Origin of the sequence: Limnothrix sp. FACHB-1083 (assembly GCF_014696485.1) — a bacterium.
In the GTDB taxonomy this organism is placed as follows: Bacteria; Cyanobacteriota; Cyanobacteriia; order CACIAM-69d; family CACIAM-69d; genus CACIAM-69d.
This window is the reverse complement of the sequence record NZ_JACJQD010000002.1, coordinates 500,123-515,774: the sequence shown is the minus strand read 5'-3', so window position 1 is coordinate 515,774 and position 15,652 is coordinate 500,123. Positions and strand designations below refer to the sequence as shown.

Here is a 15,652-nt window from a genome sequence, read left to right as displayed (position 1 = left end):
AGAGATTGGAGAACTGTATCGAAAGCGCTGGCAGATTGAGTTGCTATGGAAGTTCTTAAAGATGCATTTAAAATTAGATCAGCTCATTACGAAAAATCAAAATGGCGTAGCAATACAGATCTACATGGTCTTAATTGCTTATGCCATCTTGCAGTTAATAGAATTGCCGCAATTCTATAGTCAGACGCTACTAGATAAATTGCGATATTTGCAAGTTGTACTCGGTCGCTATGGCTCAATCAGTCATTGGAGCTATGATTTACTGCCAGAAACTCTTGTTGCCTAGAATATGAAGTTTTGTGTTTAGATTCAACACTTCTGCATGCCATCATATTCAATTCTAATCATTTCTTGATCTAGGACAACGTAGATCAAATTTCCACGAATGCGGCGATCGCGATCCCATCCTGTTTGCATCAGGGCATAGCGACCCTGGTGATCATCAAAAATTGTCTCTAGTCGAATCTTTCCGTGAGAAGGCTGGAACTGAGCATAATGCTCAATCACTTGCTTGATAATTTCACTGGCTGCTAAGGATGGATCCATCTTTTTGAGCCAATCGCTCCAAGAAATTTGGCAATTGATTTAGAAACTAACTAACAGGAGCGCGGCTGAGTTCGACGGCATCACGGCCATCGAGTTCTTGGAGGTAGACTTTCACCTTTTCGTCCTTGGCGGTGGGCAACACTTTGCCGGTGTAGTCCGGGTGAATGGGCAGTTGGCGATGGCCCCGATCGACCAAAGATAACAACCGAATGGACTCGGGCCGGCCGTAATCCAAGGTGGCGTTTAAGGCTCCGCGAATCGTGCGGCCCGTGAAGATTACGTCATCTACCAAAACAGTGATTTTGCCCGTGAGATCAACGGGAATATCGCTGCGTTCGGGGGTGCGGGGGCCGATTTTGTCGAGGTCGTCGCGATAGAAGGTGATGTCCAGTGCGCCAACGGGAACGGTTACGCCTTCGAGCATTTCGATTTGGCGGGCCAGCAGTTTGGCCAGGGGTACGCCCCGGGTGTAGATGCCCACGAGCACGACTTTGGAGAGGTCGCCCGATCGCTCAACCACTTCGGACGCAAGCCGGTTGACGGTGCGGCGCAACTCGTCGGCGGACAAAATTTCGATCGTGGCGGCAATTTCGGGGGACATATCCGGCGCGGGCGTTGATTTATTTGTGGATTATGCACGCGATCGACCGTTTCGCGGTGGGGGCGATCGCGCGATCGCCCCCAATCATTACGCTTCCACCTTCACGCCGCGCCAGAAGGCCACATAACCGGCGATTTTCTTGGCAGCATCCTTGGGTTCGGGATAGTACCAGGCGGCATCGGGGTTGGTTTGGCCATCCACGGCGATTGTGTAGTAGCTGGCCACACCTTTCCAGCCGCAGGTGGTGTGGGTGTTGCTGGGTTGAAAATAGTCCGACTTAATCGCATCGGGCGGGAAATAGTGATTTCCTTCCACAACTTCGGTGCGATCGCTCTCAGCAATCACGGTTCCGTTCCAAATTGCTTTGGCCATGGGCTTCTTGACTCGTCCTTGCAGGGTGATTGTGTGGTCTGTTTTTAACGATAGCGATCCAAGGGCGATCCGTTACCGGAACCCAGATCACACTGACCTTCGCATCACACCAACACTATCGGTAGACAAGGGGCTTAACCATCGGTAGACAAGGGGCTTAAGCCCCTTGCCTGGCCAGGTTTCGGGGCGATCGCCTAGGCCGCGCCCGGCAGCAGCAATCGACAAACCAACACCGAGGCGATCGCGCTGACCGCATCGGCAAACAGACCCACCGGCAAGGCATAGCGCGTCCGAATAATCGCCACACTGCCGAAATAGACCGCCAGCGTATAGAACGTGGTGTCCGATGCGCCCTGCATGGTGCAAACCAAATCTGCTAGGAAACTGTTGGGATTGGCCTTCACAATTTCCGACATAAACCCAAACGCGCCGCTCCCGGACAGCGGCCGAATCAGGGCCATAGGCAGCGCTTCGGCAGGCATCCCAATCAAGGCGGTGACGGGAGTGAGCAGGTTGGTCAGCAGTTCCAACGCGCCACTGGCTCGGAACATCCCGATCGCCACGAAAATCGCCACCATAAACGGAATTACCCGCACGGCAATTTCAAAGCCTTCCTTTGCACCCTCGGTCAGGGCTTCATAGACCCGCACGCCGCAAAAGTAGCCATAGATGAGGAAGCCGCTGATAAACATCGGCAGCACCCAATTGGAAATGGTGGTGAAGCCTTCCAAGCTGAAGACAAAGCCAAAACCGTGGCGGATCACCTTTTGAACGATCGCCCCGAGAAAAGCCAGCACCAACCCACCAAAGACCAGTTGACCGACACGGCTGGGGGGATGCAATACAGGCGGCGGGGCGGTGTCCACGGCCGGTTCGATCGCCTCTGCATCTTCAGGAGTGTCCGAGATCGGCTCGGTTGGCTCAATCACCGGGGCTGGATCAGGCGATCGACGGGCCGCAAACGTAGCGGCCAGCACCGCCGCCGTTGTCCCGATCGCCGTGGCAATCAAGGTGGTGAGGACAATCGAGGCCGGTTGGGTCGTGCCCGCGCTGGCCCGCACGGCGATCACTTCCAACGGAATCAGCGTCACCGAGGCCGTGTTAATCGCCAAAAACAAGCACATGGCGTTGGTGGCCGTGCCGGGGTTGGGATTCAGGCGATCGAGTTCCTTCATCGCCTTCAGACCCAAGGGCGTGGCCGCGTTGCCCAAGCCCAGCGCGTTGGCCGCCAAGTTCATGATCATGGCGGACATGGCGGGATGCTCCGGCGGCACGGTGGGAAACAGCCGCACCATCACGGGCCGAATCGCCCGGGCGATCGCCTGCATCAACCCGGCTTCCTCCGCCACGCGCATAATCCCCAACCACAGGGCCATGGAACCCACCAGCCCGATCGCCAGTTCCACCGCGCTGCCCGCCCCTTTGAAGGAAGCCTCCGTCAGGGGTTTCATCTTGCCGCCATAGGCCGCCACCACCGTGGCAAAGGCAATCAGAAACAGCCAAATCGGGTTCAGGGGCGAAACTTTCGTTTTCATGGGCCGGGGCTACTCCACAGAAATTCCCGAGAAATCCCTTGCAGAAATAGCACGATTTGCCCCAGAACGTTTCGGATTTCGTTGCTATAACCGAGGCGTGATCTGGCAATCAATCCAAAGATTATGACCAAGCGCCCCTTAGGTGTGACCATTCTGGCGGGCTTGCAGTTTTTCTATAGTGGTTTTGGGTTCTTGCTCAGTTTGTCGGTGTTGGTGATTCCCCAATGGCGGCAATTTTTAGTGGATAGCACGATCGAGAGCCTCAAACTGCAACTCCAAACCGCCGGTTCCAATTCAGATCCGCAAGCCCAGGCGATGATGCTGGGGATGGTTCCGACGTTGATTTTGGTGTTTGGGGGAATTGGGGTGTTGCTCTCGCTGGTGGGGGGATTGCTGGGATATGGCCTCTGGAAGTTGAAGCAATGGGCTTGGATTTTGACATTAATTTGGCAGATTTTGCAGGTTTTGAGTTTGGGACAGTCGCTCGTGAGTTCGATCGCCCTAGGATCGGCTTCAGTTCCGGCCTCAACCCTGTCGCAGTTAGGGTTTCAATTGGCGATCGCCCTTTTGATTTTGTTCTACCTGTTTCGGCCTAAAGTGCGTCAGGCCTTTAAATCGCCTCAATCGTCGGCCTGATGGTGGCTGTTGCCCAGGGGCGGCGGCGCGGAACAGTTGTTTTTTTTCCAACATTCCGCTAGACAACGTTCATTGAGGCTGGAGACTTTCCATGACCCGGACGCGATCGCCCTTGGCTGTCAATTCAACGCCCCCCATAGCGGCCCCCGATCGAGCCAGGCAGCAACCCTGGCGGTGGGCCCTGGGCGGGTTGGGTTTTGTGCTGGCGATCGGGCTGGCGGTGCGCTGGCTGGGGGATGGCCTTTGGTTTGGCCAGTTGGGCTATGGCTCCCTTTGGTGGATGCGGCTGGCGGTGCAGGCGGCTCTGTTTGGGGTAGGGGCGATCGGGTCGTTGGCGGTGCTGTGGGGCAATCTGTGGCTGGCGGAACAGCTCAACCGCCGGGAGTCGGTGGCCCTGGGCCCTGATCCCGATCGCCCCTGGTGGGTGATGCCTCGGGCGATCGAACCGCGCGGGGAACGGCTGGTGGGCGGCCGGCTAGATTTGCTGCCATTGCTGCTGGTGTCGGGATTGTTAGCCCTGGGGTTGGCCCTGCTGGTGGTGCATTACGGGCAAATTGGCTGGACGGCAGGGCGGGAAGCCTTACCCACGGCGGTTCCTCGCTTGCAACCGCTGTTGTTATGGGAACTGCTGGAACCGTTGAGATCGGGACAATGGTGGTGGTTGGCGCTGCCGGGATGCCTTTGGGCCCTGGGGGCGATCGCGCCGAGGTGGGGCTTGCGGGCCTTGGGGGCGATCGCCGCGTTGAACTTTGCCTGGATTGGCTCCCAACATTGGGCGACGATTTTGCTGGCCGCCCACCCCAGCCGATTTCAGCAGGTGGATCCGGTGTTTGGGTTGGATGTGGGCTGGTTTGTGTTTGGCTTGCCCCTGGTGGAACTGTTGGAGTTTTGGGCGATCGGGCTGTTGCTTTGGTCGGCCCTGTTGGTGGGGCTATATTACCTGCTCAGTCAGAAATCCTTGGCGCGGGGGCGATTTCCCGGCTTCACGGTGGGGGAGTGGCGGCACGGCTGCGGCCTCTTGGGGTTGGTGTTGTTGGCAGCGGGCATCAGCGCCGGGGTTGCCTGTTTTGATTTGCTCAATTCCACCCGAGGCGCTGCCTATGGAGCCGGTTTTGCGGATATTCGCGTGCAGTTGCCAGCCAACATTGGCTTGGGGTTGGTGTCCTTGGGCAGTGGGGTTTGGCTGCTGGGCTATGCCTTGACGGGGTTGCAACCTCGGCGTTGGCTGGATGGCCGGGTGGCACAACCCACGGGCGATCGCCGGCCGGATTTGCCGCCCCGGTTGGTGGCGATCGGGCTGTTGTGCTACGCGATCGGGGGCATCAGTCTGGGTTTTCTGTTGCCCGAGGCGGTGCAGGGGGCAATTGTGGAACCCAATGAGCTGGAGCGGGAACGGCCCTACATTGAGCGCAACATTGCCTTTACCCGATCGGCGTTTGGCCTCGATCGGGTGCAAGCGGAATCCTTTGACCCCCAAGCCACCCTTAGCGCGGCGGATCTGCAAACCTATGAACCCACCCTCGACAGTGTGCGACTTTGGGACACGAACCCGCTGCTAGATACCAATCGGCAGTTACAACAAATCCGCTCCTATTACCGCTTTGCCAACGCAGACCTCGATCGGTACCGATTGCCCGATCGGCCCAATCCGGCCCCGGCCGCCACAGACCGATCGACCCTCCATCCCACCATCCTCTCCATGCGGGAGTTGGACACCACCGCCCTGTCAGCCCCGGCCCAAACTTGGCTGAACCGCCATTTGGTCTACACCCACGGCTATGGCTTCACCCTCAGTCCCGCCAACCAAGTGGGAGCCGGTGGCCTACCGCTCTATTGGGTTCGGGACATTGGTTCCGGCACTGATGACACGGGCGGCGGCATCCTGCGGGCCGCCAATGGGCAGGTGAGCCAGGGCATTCCCCTCGATCGGCCCCGGGTCTACTTTGGTGAGCTGACCAATACCTACATCCTGGCTCCGACCGCAGCCCAAGAGTTGGACTATCCCCGAGGCAATGACAACGCCTATAACCACTACGACGGTCAAGGCGGGGTGCTACTGGGCGATCACTGGTGGAAGCGGTGGCTGTTGGCGGCCTATCTACGCGATTGGCAGTTACTGCTGACCAATAACCTCACGCCGGACACGCGCTTGCTCTGGCGGCGGAATGTGCGGGAACGGGTACGGACGATCGCCCCCTTCTTGCAGTTCGATCGCGATCCCTACGCCGTGGCCGTGAACCTGCAATCGGCGGCGGATGCCGATGGGTTCGATCACCGCAGCCACCTGTTTTGGATTGTGGATGGCTACACCACCAGCCGCCGTTATCCCTATTCCGAACCCAGCCGCGCCGGTTTTAATTACATTCGCAATTCCGTGAAAGCGGTGATTGATGCCTATAACGGCACGGTGCGGTTTTATGTGGCCGATGGGGATGATCCGCTGATTCGCAGTTGGCAAGCGGTGTTCCCGGAACTCTTGCGCCCGATCGACCAATGCCCGCCGGCCATTCGATCGCACTTCCGCTACCCGATCGATCTGTTTGCCGTGCAATCGGAAAAGCTGCTGACCTATCACATGAGCAATCCCCAGGAGTTCTATAACCGGGAGGATCTGTGGCAAATTCCCAACGAAATTTACGGCAACCAGCCCCAACCGATTCAGCCCTACTTTGCCCTGATGCAACTGCCCGGCACCAGCCAACCGGAGTTTGTGCAGTTGTTGCCCTTCAGCCCCGCCAAGCGCAGCAACCTGATTGGCTGGTTGGCGGCCCGCTCCGATGGCGATCGCTACGGCCGACTCTTGCTCTATCAATTCCCCAAGGATCGGCTGGTGTTTGGGATTGAGCAGGTGGAAGCCCGCATTAATCAAGATCCCGACATTGCACGCCAAATTAGCCTTTGGAATCGCCAGGGTTCCAAGGTGATTCAAGGGAACTTAGTCGCCATCCCGATCGGGCGGTCCATTCTCTATGTGGAGCCGCTATATCTCGCGGCCGATGCGGGCGGCCTGCCGACCCTGATTCGGTTGGTGGTGGCCCATGGCGATCGAATTGTGATGCAACCCACCCTCGACACGGCAATCACGGCCATGTTTGGCCAACGATCGCCAGCCCCTCAGGCCGCTCCCCCATCAACCTCCTAGGAATCCAAAATCTAGGAATTCAAAATCTAGGAATCCAAAATGCCGGACAAAGAGAGGGAAAAACCCGGTAAGCAACTATCGCCGCTCAAGGTGGTGGGGGATTTCAGGGTTTCCACCGGGCGATCGGGTCGGTAGATTTGGGCGATCGCCTCCGCCGGATCCAGCAACCACCCCAAACGCAGCCCATTGTTGAGATATTCCTGCATCTTTGCTTGCACTTGGCCCAAGTCATCACTGGGCGACTTTAGCTCCACCACAAAATCAGGACAAAGGGGCGGATAGCTATCCTGTTCCTTGGCGCTGAGGGCCAACCAGCGATCGCGGCTGACCCAAGCAACATCGGGCGATCGAATGGCTCCGTTCGGCAGTTTAAACCCCGTGGAAGAGTCAAACACCTCGCCCAAGCCCGTCTCTTCATTCCACAACACCAACCGCGCCGTGAGGCGTGAGTTGCGCTGTCCCGTTCCGCCTCCCGTGAGGGCCACGATCACTAATTCTTCTGCGGCGGTTCGTTCAAATTTGCAGTGGGGATTTTGGCGACAGATGCGGGCAAAGGTGGCATCGTCCAAGGCCAAGTCCGGCTGAAGATCGATCGCGATCGCGCTCATGGCAAGGGGCCCACCGGGGCCAACAAAGGAACGATCGGCCGCCGGGCCCCCAGGACAACCCCGAGACAACCCACGGCCGAAACAGACACAGCAACGAACCCTAAACCGCCAAGCCCACGGGACAGCTCACCCCCGTGCCGCCCAGGCCACAATAGCCGCCGGGATTTTTAGCCAAATATTGCTGGTGATAGTCTTCCGCGTAGTAAAACTCCGGCGCATCCAGAATTTCCGTGGTGATGTCTCCATGGCCCGCTTGGGTCAGCGCCCCTTGGTACTGTTCCTTGGAGCCGATCGCCGCCGCCTTTTGGGCTTCGTTGTAGGTATAGATGCCCGATCGATATTGGGTTCCCACATCGTTGCCCTGGCGCATCCCTTGGGTGGGGTTGTGGCTTTCCCAAAAGACCTTCAACAGTTGCTCGTAGCTCACCTGTTGCGGGTCATAGACCACCAGCACCACTTCGTTGTGGCCCGTCAGGCCCGTGCAAACTTCGTGGTAAGTGGGGTTGGGCGTGTGCCCGGCCGCATAGCCCACGGCCGTGGAAAATACGCCGGGGGTTTGCCAAAACTTGCGCTCGGCTCCCCAAAAACAACCCAACCCAAACAGGGCCGTTTCCAGACCGGCCGGGAAGGGCCCCTCGATCGGGTTGCCATTCACAAAATGCTGATTCTTGATGGGCATTTTGGTCGATCGCCCCGGTAACGCTTCCTTGGCGGTGGGCATCGTGGACTTTTGCTTTAAACCAAAAAACATGGCGAGGAGTTCCTGAACATTCATGGGCAATTTGATCGGGGTTCGATCAATCTCAAAGCAAGGCGCAATCCAATTTCAATCCAATTTCAATGCGATTGGTTTCGATTTGGGGTCGGATCCCTGGGCCGCAACTGCTCGATCTTAAAAGGTTTTCCTAGGGCTGGGGAGGCACAGACGATTCTCGATCGCCCGCTGATGGGGCCGCGTCCCTTGATGGGTGCTTGGGCAATCGCCACCCGATCGGGCGGCGGGTTCCCATTTCCGTTGCTGCCGAAGCCAGCAAATACAACACCAACAGCCCCATGCCACCCGCCAGCCACCACCAATCGCTGTCCGTGGTTGGGAGCGCCAACAGAATAGGCTCGATCGAGCAGCCAGACCCGTAATTCATCCCCCAATTCATCCCAAAACCCATCCTGTCATCCATCCCCACAACAGTTCCCATACCCAGTTAAGCACCCGGTTCGGGCCCCGCTGAATTTCCGGCTGTCATTGGACAAATTATCGGTTTTCAAGCCCACTCAAGTACGGTTTTCATCCTTGCAACTGTCTTAATTTGACTGCAATATCACTGCGCCTTTTTGGCATTTTTATTTCTTCGATTAAGCCTCAGCAGTCAGCAACAAAAGCGATTAGGCAGTTTGGTCAGCAGTTTGGCCAGCAGTTTGGCTCTCAACACAATGTCTCAGCCATTGGCTTCTGAAAACTCAGGTGTGGGAACTGCCCTTGAATGGGTCGTACAAACCGAATCTAGCTTCTGTTTGAGCGAGTTATCTTGAGATTGTGCAGAGCAAAACGCTCCACGCAAAATTGAACCAATTCGAGCAAGATTGAACTCGATTCTTGAGGTTAATCCTCAAGCAAACCCTTCTCCCAAATTGTTGATTTCAGGAGTTCGCGAGGTGGCTAAAATGACCTTGATTCGTTGGGAACCCTATCGAGAAATTGAGTCGCTCCGTCGTCGTTTTGATCGACTCTTGGATGGCGCACTGATGACTCCTTTGGCGATCGACCCGGAATTGCACCACGCACCGGCTGCGGAATTGGAAGAAACCGCTGATGCACTATTGTTGCGCCTGGAGCTACCGGGCGTTGATCCGAAAACCGTTGATGTGGAAGTGACGGCGGAGTCGGTTTCGATCGCTGGTGAGCGACGCTCCGAGAAAACCGTCCAAGAAGACAGCGCTTTCCGCACCGAATTTCGTTACGGCAAGTTTCAACGAGTGATTTCGTTGCCTACCCGCGTGCAAAATGCCCAAGCCACTGCTAACTATCAAAATGGCATTTTGGAACTGCGGTTGCCCAAGGTGGAAGAAGAAAAGAACAAGGTTGTGAAGCTGTCGATCGGCTAGGGTAACTGGCCCATGGTTGAAAGCGTTGCACTGCGGTTTTTCACTTTGGCTTTGAACTTTGATCTTGAGCGATGATGTTGCACTCCCGTTTCAGTGCAATTGCTGACCTAGAAGGATGAATGAATGCAGATTCGGGGGAATCCTGAACGGGTTCTCCCGGTTTTTTAATTCCAGTTCAATTCAGGTTTCTTCCAAACTTAGTCCAACTCCAATCAAAGCTCAATCCAAACTAAGCCCAAGCTGAAGTACGGTCAAACCAAGGTCAAATTCAAGCGAATTAAAGCACAATCAAGACCAAATCAAGATTGATCAAGCATGAATGCCGCTCAACTGTCCCTCAATCACAAACAGAGAGCGACCTTAGAGCTGACCTTAAACCTTGGCTTAAAATCTTCGCCTTAAACCGTTGATTTCAAAATCAATTTTTAACATTAGTTTAAACTCCCAAAACAATAGGGATTGATAATCCCTCGCTTTGGAAATCATGACGGGTAGGGGCCACACAATCCAGAGTGGCGCGTCTACAATCGAGGAAGCTTCTCACACAGGTCGGCGGTCTTAATTCGGGTATGGAAACAGGCGATCGAATGCGGTTATTGGCGCTCTTGGGGTTGAGCGTGGTGGCATTTTGCACAGTGGTGGGCGTGGGTAGTTTGGTTAGCCACGGATCCACCCTGGGGCTGGCCAGCGTGGAGGTGACAGACTCCGCCTGGGGCCAAGGGGCCCTGTGGCAAAATGCGGCCCAAGCCTTGGGGGGACTGACGATCGGGGTGGTGTCCATGCGGGTGCTCGATCGCTGGCGCTATCAACAACGGTTGGAGCGGTTGCAGCGAGATTTGGATCACGAAAGCCACGAACGCCAAACCCTGGAAACCAGCCAGCGATCGCTACAACTGCAACTGGAAACCTTGGAAGAGCAGGCCACCAACCACCAACGGACGATCGAGGCGCTGAAAACCCAACTCCAAGAGCGTGATCGGCTGCTGCAAAAGGAGCGGACTGACCTGGAAGCCATTCGCACCGATGTGGAACAAACCTGGGATGAGCAAGCCGCCCTCCAAGGGGAACTATCCCATTTACGGGATTACGTGGCGGAGTTGGAAGCGGAGCTAAACACAAGCCAAAGCAACTTGGCCAGCCTGTTGCAATATCAACCCAAACCGATCGAAGCGGGAGAGAACAACTCGGAAACGGACGAGTTAGTCAGTGCAGGGGCCTTTGAAACAGTGTTGGCGGCGGTGGAAACGGCGGAACAACAGTTTGGGGATGTGTTGGAAATTTGGGATTCTGCCCGATCGGCTGCGGCCGAGTCCCAATTTGGTCGCCCCAGTGAGGTTTATCAAGCTTTACGGGCGATCGCGGAAATTGGCCGCGCCTCCCTGCTGGCAAAACGGGAAGGGCGATCGATGGGCGGTTGGCGGGAGGGTTTCCGCGCCTATGGTTTGGACTTTAAGCCCACGGAACACCAAGTCACCGGTTCTCGATACGGGAGCGATCGGGACTTTCGCCATGGGGGCCGCAAACAGCGGATGTTTAAACATCTCACCTTGGGCAAAAACAACGCAGTCCACAACTTGCAAATTTATTTTGAGCTGGACTTTGAAACCGAAAAAGTGGCGATCGGCTACTGTGGCAAACATCTTCGCAGCTACGGTTGGGCTAGCTAACTATTCGGTTTCTATCAGTCTGGGCAGTTGCTCGCGACCAGCGATACTGGCACAGGGTTGAAATCAGCACTGTTGAAGGTAGCGAGCGATCGCCCCACATCGCCAACTGAATATTGCTGTGAATATTGTGAATATGGAGAAAGGCGGGAACCCACAAATAGTCCTGATAGCACCTGCGAGGTGACAATTTTTGGTAACTGATCGCTTCCGCTGAAAGACTTTCACTAGCTGATCATGACTGAATTGCAGCACTATTCATTACTATTCATTGGTGTTTGCAAGGCATTATTCATCCGATGCATCTTTGCTAAACTTTGAAGAAAGCCGAAGTGTAACTACGATGATGTCTGTTCCTAGCCCAACCATTCAAGATGTGTATGCATATATCACTCGCATCTTTCCACCAACTGCTTTATTACAGTTAGCAGCTTTGATTCTGAATGGCTTGACTCAGCAAAATCAGGCGGCGTTGGATGATAGCGACACTTGGACAGAACAGGATCAGTTAGACTTAGCAGCCTTTTCTTTCCAGCATTTCAACACAGATTTTGATAATGATGAGGAGATAGCTTAGTGATCTTCCAGCCAGGTGATGTCGTCACCGTGGACTTTCCTGGTGTCACGGGCATCAAACGCCGTCCTGCGGTTGTTTTGTCTTCATCGATTTATCATGTCCATCGTCCTGATGTCATTGTGGGACTGATTACAACTCAAGCCAAAGCTTTGGGTATCACAGACTATAAACTCCAAGATTGGAAATCAGCCGGTTTACGAGTTGAATCGATTTTCCGCAGCTTCATTGTGACATTGCCTCCTTCAGCAAACTTAGCTCGCATTGGGCAGCTATCAGAACGCGATCGAGAAGGTGTTCAAAGTTGTCTCAAAATAGCCCTTGCGGCCCTCGATGATTCAGACAGTTGAATTTCGCAAACGCCGATCGCCCTAATCAAATTGCTATAAGCTATTCATCTTGGTTCCTGGAAGTTTGGGCGATCGCTGAGGTAAGCCATGTCGAATTTACAGCCGGTGTATGTGATTGGCGGTGGGCTGGCCGGCACTGAAGCAGCCTGGCAGGTGGCGCGATCGGGCGTGCCGGTGGTGTTCTATGAAATGCGGCCCGAACGCCTCAGCCCCGCCCACCACACGGAACATTTGGCGGAATTGGTTTGTAGCAACTCCTTTGGGGCCATGTCTGCCGATCGCGCGGCCGGCCTGCTGCATGAGGAATTGCGGCGGCTCGGGTCGATCGTGATTGGCAAGGCGGATCACCATGCCGTGCCGGCCGGCGGGGCGTTGGCGGTCGATCGCGCGGAGTTTAGCCGCGACCTGACCGAAACTCTGGCGCAACATCCGCTGGTGGACTTCCGGCGCGAGGAAGTGCGGCAAATTCCCACCGATGGCGTGGTGGTGTTGGCCACGGGACCCCTGACCAGCCCGGACTTGACCGAGGATCTGCGGCAGTTCACGGGCCGGGACTATATGAGCTTTTTCGATGCGGCTAGCCCGATCGTGGTGGGCGAATCGATCGATCGCGACGTGGCCTTCATGGCTTCCCGCTACGACAAGGGCGAGGCGGCCTATTTGAACTGCCCCATGAACCGGGAGCAATATTTGCAGTTCTATCAGGCCCTTTGCGCGGCGGAACAAGCGCCCCTGAAGGATTTCGATCGCGAAAGTGCCAAATTCTTTGAGGGTTGCCTGCCGATCGAAGAACTCGCCCAGCGCGGCGAAGACACCATGCGCTACGGCCCCCTGAAACCCGTGGGCCTGTTCGATTCCCGACTGGGCGACGGGCGCGACCCCGCCAACCGCGACAAACGCCCCTACGCCGTGGTGCAACTGCGCCAGGAAGACAAGGCGGGGCAACTGTGGAACATAGTCGGCTTCCAAACCAACCTGCGCTGGGGCGAGCAACAGCGCGTGTTTCGGATGATTCCCGGCTTGGAAAATGCCGAATTTGTGCGGATGGGCGTGATGCACCGCAACACCTTCATCAACGCGCCAGAACTATTGAGCGCCACCTTGCAGTTCAAGGGCCGCGCCACCCTACTGGCGGCAGGCCAACTGATCGGCACGGAGGGCTACACGGCGGCCACGGCCGGCGGCTGGCTGGCGGGAACCAACGCGGCCCGGATTGCCCGCGGCCTAGAGCCGATCGCCCTGCCCCCCGTAACCATGAGCGGCGCACTGTTCGAGTTCATCAGTTCCGCCTCACCGAAGCATTTCCAGCCGATGCCGCCAAACTTTGGCATCCTGCCGGAGCTGCCAACCAAGATCCGCAACAAACAGGAACGCTACGGCCAATACCGTGATCGCGCCCTGGGTGAACTCGATCGCTGGAAGGTGGAATCCTTGGGCGATCGACCCGCTGCTTTGGTGGGTGCAACGGTTTAAGCGATCAACATCATGCAAAAAAAGATTGGGTTCAGCGATCGCCAAACCCAATCTCAACAGTACCAACTTGTGCAATTCAGTTGTGCAGTCCACAGGAGCGCAGTCAAGAACAGCTCGGGCTATCTTTTCAGTCCCCCAGCCTCATCCCTAAATTGGCTAGGGTTCGATCGACTGACGAGCTAGTTCCAAGCTGCCATTGACAGGCCTTGCAACCTAGTTCCGGGGTGCTGCAGCCCGCAGACGACGCTGAACCATTGCCCCACCAGCCACCAAACCAAGACCCAACAGCGCGGTGGGTTCTGGCACTGAGGTGGATTCCTTTTCGTATTCGTAATCAACCCGCAGCGCACCTTTAGCCAGGGTCAGCACACCGGCACTCAAGTTACCAGGGCCAAAGACACTGAACAGAGCCGAAGCGGAGAAGGTGTAGTCGATCGAACCAGTGCCAATGAAGCCAGCCAGAGCTGCGACATCAGTGATGGTTTTGGTTTGTTGATATTGACCGTTCAAGGAAGTAGAAAACTTCCGGCCCGAAGTGCCAGCAAAGTCAAGGCCCCCATCAAATGAGGATGCCGTAAAATCATGAGCACCCGTGAGGGGAATATCAAAAACTGACGTGCCGCCGCTGGATGTCAGGTTTAAATTAGCCTCAAAATCAAATTTGATGGCTGCTGCGTTGCCGGGGCGCAAACGACCGAGGTGCTCGTAGTAAGCCTTTTGCCAAAGTCCCGTATCAAAGGTCAACTTGGCTGATTTCAGAGTTCCAAGGCTAGGATCGAACTTCTGAATCGACAGGACTTCTTCAATATCCGTGAAACCATAAAGGCCATTTCGGGCTTCTGCGTCTGTGAGGCCGCCCGTAAATGCATCAATAGCATTCAGGGTCGTAACCGTGCTGGCATCCGGCACGTAGGCATCGGAGTAGCTGATGCTGAGGGCAAGGGCGGGAGCTGCGATGGAACTCAGCGAAATGGTTGCAAGTGCAACGCTGGGGGCAAACCAAGATTTCATATCTTCCACAAGAGGATGGGTATTGAGAGCAAAGTTCGACCGCGTGGCATTCCGCGTCGCTTTTATGACCCCTTATGGAATCTAACTTAGCTTTAAGATTTGGCGGAATCAAGGGGGATTTTTAAAGATTCAGCAAAGATTGGTTGATGATTACTTAAATTAAAGATTGGATGAAGAAGAAAATGCAATGGGACTCCAAAATCGAGCGATCGAGAGTTGTGTTTTTCATGCATCCCAATGGTTAGGTTTTGGTTCAGGCTGTTAGAGCGAGGAATGATTTTGCGATCAAGTGCGGACTAGACCAATGCTGAATCATTCCAGGGTGAATGCAAGAGGACAGTCAAGATAGAAGATTTAGAGAAAACTGGGTGTTGATCGAGTCAAGGAATTACAGGAATGAATATCAAGATAGAATAAATTTAATTTGATTGATTGAATATCATTGATTGGATTTCATTACAATTTGATGCCATTTTTTGATGTAATAAATTGATAAGACTTATAAGTTGATTGCGGTTCTGAAAAGAGGTCTTTCATGAGTAGTTGTCAGGAGCCAAACTGCACGGAACGCTCAACGGTGGCGTTACCGGATGGATTTCCCGATCGCTTGCCCAGTCTCACGATCGAGCTGCTGTGGGACATTTTAGACGATCGATTAGAGGATGACCGGGTGAATCAACTGCTGTGGCATGGGTTGGGTTACCAATGGGATCCAAACACCCAAGCTTGGCTGGCTCCGGCTGACTGGCAAGGGGATTATCCAGAACCACCGAACTTTATTGAAAGCCGCCCAGCCACGGTGAAGCTGACTCGATCGATTCCCGCTGAGAATAAGCAATTGCTGAAGGAATATTTGGGCTTCAAGGGCTACAAGGTGGGGGAATTAGTGCCCCGCAAAACCCGACGGGCAACGGCGGTGAATTGGCTGTTGGGCTATCTGAAAGCACAGAACTTGTTGCCAGTGCAGCCGCCCGATCGCCCTTCTGCCCAGGATTCATTACAGTCAGCCAATGGCGAAGACGCATGATTCAGCCTTG

Annotated in this window: 17 protein-coding genes; 9 read left to right on the top strand and 8 right to left on the bottom strand. The window is 55.2% G+C overall.

Annotation, left to right across the window (positions count from 1 at the left end; genetic code table 11):
* A partial coding sequence (locus H6F46_RS04225; protein ID WP_242027764.1) for a transposase occupies positions 1 to 286 on the top strand: 286 nt, incomplete at its 5' end.
* A 23-nt stretch (positions 287 to 309) separates the two neighbouring features.
* On the opposite strand, the gene H6F46_RS04220 is transcribed toward H6F46_RS04225, so the two are convergent.
* From H6F46_RS04220 to H6F46_RS04205, 4 genes are all read right to left on the bottom strand, one after another.
* Positions 310 to 546 (bottom strand): element excision factor XisI family protein, encoded by a 237-nt coding sequence (locus H6F46_RS04220; protein ID WP_190353655.1) that lies wholly within the window; start codon positions 544 to 546, stop codon positions 310 to 312.
* 46 nt (positions 547 to 592) lie between these two features.
* The gene (gene pyrR, locus H6F46_RS04215) at positions 593 to 1,147 is read right to left on the bottom strand and encodes a bifunctional pyr operon transcriptional regulator/uracil phosphoribosyltransferase PyrR (RefSeq protein WP_190353654.1); all 555 of its coding nucleotides are present in this window, start codon (positions 1,145 to 1,147) and stop codon (positions 593 to 595) included.
* An 87-nt stretch (positions 1,148 to 1,234) separates the two neighbouring features.
* The gene (locus tag H6F46_RS04210; protein ID WP_099534917.1) at positions 1,235 to 1,519 is read right to left on the bottom strand and encodes a DUF427 domain-containing protein; all 285 of its coding nucleotides are present in this window, start codon (positions 1,517 to 1,519) and stop codon (positions 1,235 to 1,237) included.
* A gap of 194 nt (positions 1,520 to 1,713) precedes the next feature.
* Positions 1,714 to 3,054, bottom strand: coding sequence for a nucleoside recognition domain-containing protein (locus tag H6F46_RS04205; RefSeq protein WP_190353653.1), 1,341 nt, complete (start codon positions 3,052 to 3,054; stop codon positions 1,714 to 1,716).
* Between the two features lie 123 nt (positions 3,055 to 3,177).
* Between H6F46_RS04205 and H6F46_RS04200 the strand changes: the two genes are divergently transcribed.
* Together H6F46_RS04200 and H6F46_RS04195 are read left to right on the top strand one after the other, a co-directional pair.
* A complete protein-coding gene (locus H6F46_RS04200) occupies positions 3,178 to 3,690 on the top strand; it encodes a hypothetical protein (protein WP_190353652.1) in 513 nt (170 codons plus the stop codon).
* Between the two features lie 91 nt (positions 3,691 to 3,781).
* Positions 3,782 to 6,832 carry a UPF0182 family protein gene (locus H6F46_RS04195; protein WP_190353651.1) on the top strand — a complete coding sequence of 1,017 codons (3,051 nt, stop codon included), beginning with the start codon at positions 3,782 to 3,784 and terminating at the stop codon, positions 6,830 to 6,832.
* Between the two features lie 26 nt (positions 6,833 to 6,858).
* Here H6F46_RS04195 and H6F46_RS04190 read toward each other — a convergent pair whose 3' ends face one another.
* From H6F46_RS04190 to H6F46_RS04180, 3 genes are all read right to left on the bottom strand, one after another.
* Positions 6,859 to 7,509 (bottom strand): Uma2 family endonuclease, encoded by a 651-nt coding sequence (locus H6F46_RS04190; RefSeq protein WP_347278275.1) that lies wholly within the window; start codon positions 7,507 to 7,509, stop codon positions 6,859 to 6,861.
* A 31-nt stretch (positions 7,510 to 7,540) separates the two neighbouring features.
* The gene (gene msrA / locus H6F46_RS04185; RefSeq protein ID WP_099534929.1) at positions 7,541 to 8,191 is read right to left on the bottom strand and encodes a peptide-methionine (S)-S-oxide reductase MsrA; all 651 of its coding nucleotides are present in this window, start codon (positions 8,189 to 8,191) and stop codon (positions 7,541 to 7,543) included.
* 154 nt (positions 8,192 to 8,345) lie between these two features.
* Entirely contained in the window at positions 8,346 to 8,582 is a 237-nt protein-coding gene (locus tag H6F46_RS04180; RefSeq protein ID WP_190353650.1) for a hypothetical protein, read from the bottom strand.
* Positions 8,583 to 9,102: 520 nt separating this feature from the next.
* Between H6F46_RS04180 and H6F46_RS04175 the strand changes: the two genes are divergently transcribed.
* The 5 genes from H6F46_RS04175 to trmFO all read left to right on the top strand — a co-directional run bounded on the left by H6F46_RS04175 (position 9,103) and on the right by trmFO (position 13,604).
* Positions 9,103 to 9,543, top strand: a complete 441-nt coding sequence (locus H6F46_RS04175) for an Hsp20/alpha crystallin family protein (RefSeq protein ID WP_190353693.1) — start codon at positions 9,103 to 9,105, stop codon at positions 9,541 to 9,543.
* A 569-nt stretch (positions 9,544 to 10,112) separates the two neighbouring features.
* The gene (locus tag H6F46_RS04170) at positions 10,113 to 11,210 is read left to right on the top strand and encodes a hypothetical protein (protein ID WP_190353649.1); all 1,098 of its coding nucleotides are present in this window, start codon (positions 10,113 to 10,115) and stop codon (positions 11,208 to 11,210) included.
* Between the two features lie 340 nt (positions 11,211 to 11,550).
* The gene (locus tag H6F46_RS04165) at positions 11,551 to 11,784 is read left to right on the top strand and encodes a hypothetical protein (RefSeq protein ID WP_242027763.1); all 234 of its coding nucleotides are present in this window, start codon (positions 11,551 to 11,553) and stop codon (positions 11,782 to 11,784) included.
* Positions 11,784 to 12,131, top strand: coding sequence for a type II toxin-antitoxin system PemK/MazF family toxin (locus H6F46_RS04160; protein WP_190353647.1), 348 nt, complete (start codon positions 11,784 to 11,786; stop codon positions 12,129 to 12,131). The genes H6F46_RS04165 and H6F46_RS04160 overlap by 1 nt, the downstream gene beginning before the upstream one ends.
* Before the next feature lie 87 nt (positions 12,132 to 12,218).
* A complete protein-coding gene (gene trmFO, locus H6F46_RS04155; RefSeq protein WP_190353646.1) occupies positions 12,219 to 13,604 on the top strand; it encodes an FADH(2)-oxidizing methylenetetrahydrofolate--tRNA-(uracil(54)-C(5))-methyltransferase TrmFO in 1,386 nt (461 codons plus the stop codon).
* A 213-nt stretch (positions 13,605 to 13,817) separates the two neighbouring features.
* Here trmFO and H6F46_RS04150 read toward each other — a convergent pair whose 3' ends face one another.
* Positions 13,818 to 14,615 carry a choice-of-anchor E domain-containing protein gene (locus H6F46_RS04150; protein WP_190353692.1) on the bottom strand — a complete coding sequence of 266 codons (798 nt, stop codon included), beginning with the start codon at positions 14,613 to 14,615 and terminating at the stop codon, positions 13,818 to 13,820.
* Between the two features lie 607 nt (positions 14,616 to 15,222).
* Between H6F46_RS04150 and H6F46_RS04145 the strand changes: the two genes are divergently transcribed.
* Positions 15,223 to 15,642: a DUF1823 family protein gene (locus H6F46_RS04145; protein WP_234407076.1), complete on the top strand. Its 420-nt coding sequence runs from the start codon at positions 15,223 to 15,225 to the stop codon at positions 15,640 to 15,642.
* Positions 15,643 to 15,652: the final 10 nt, after the last annotated feature.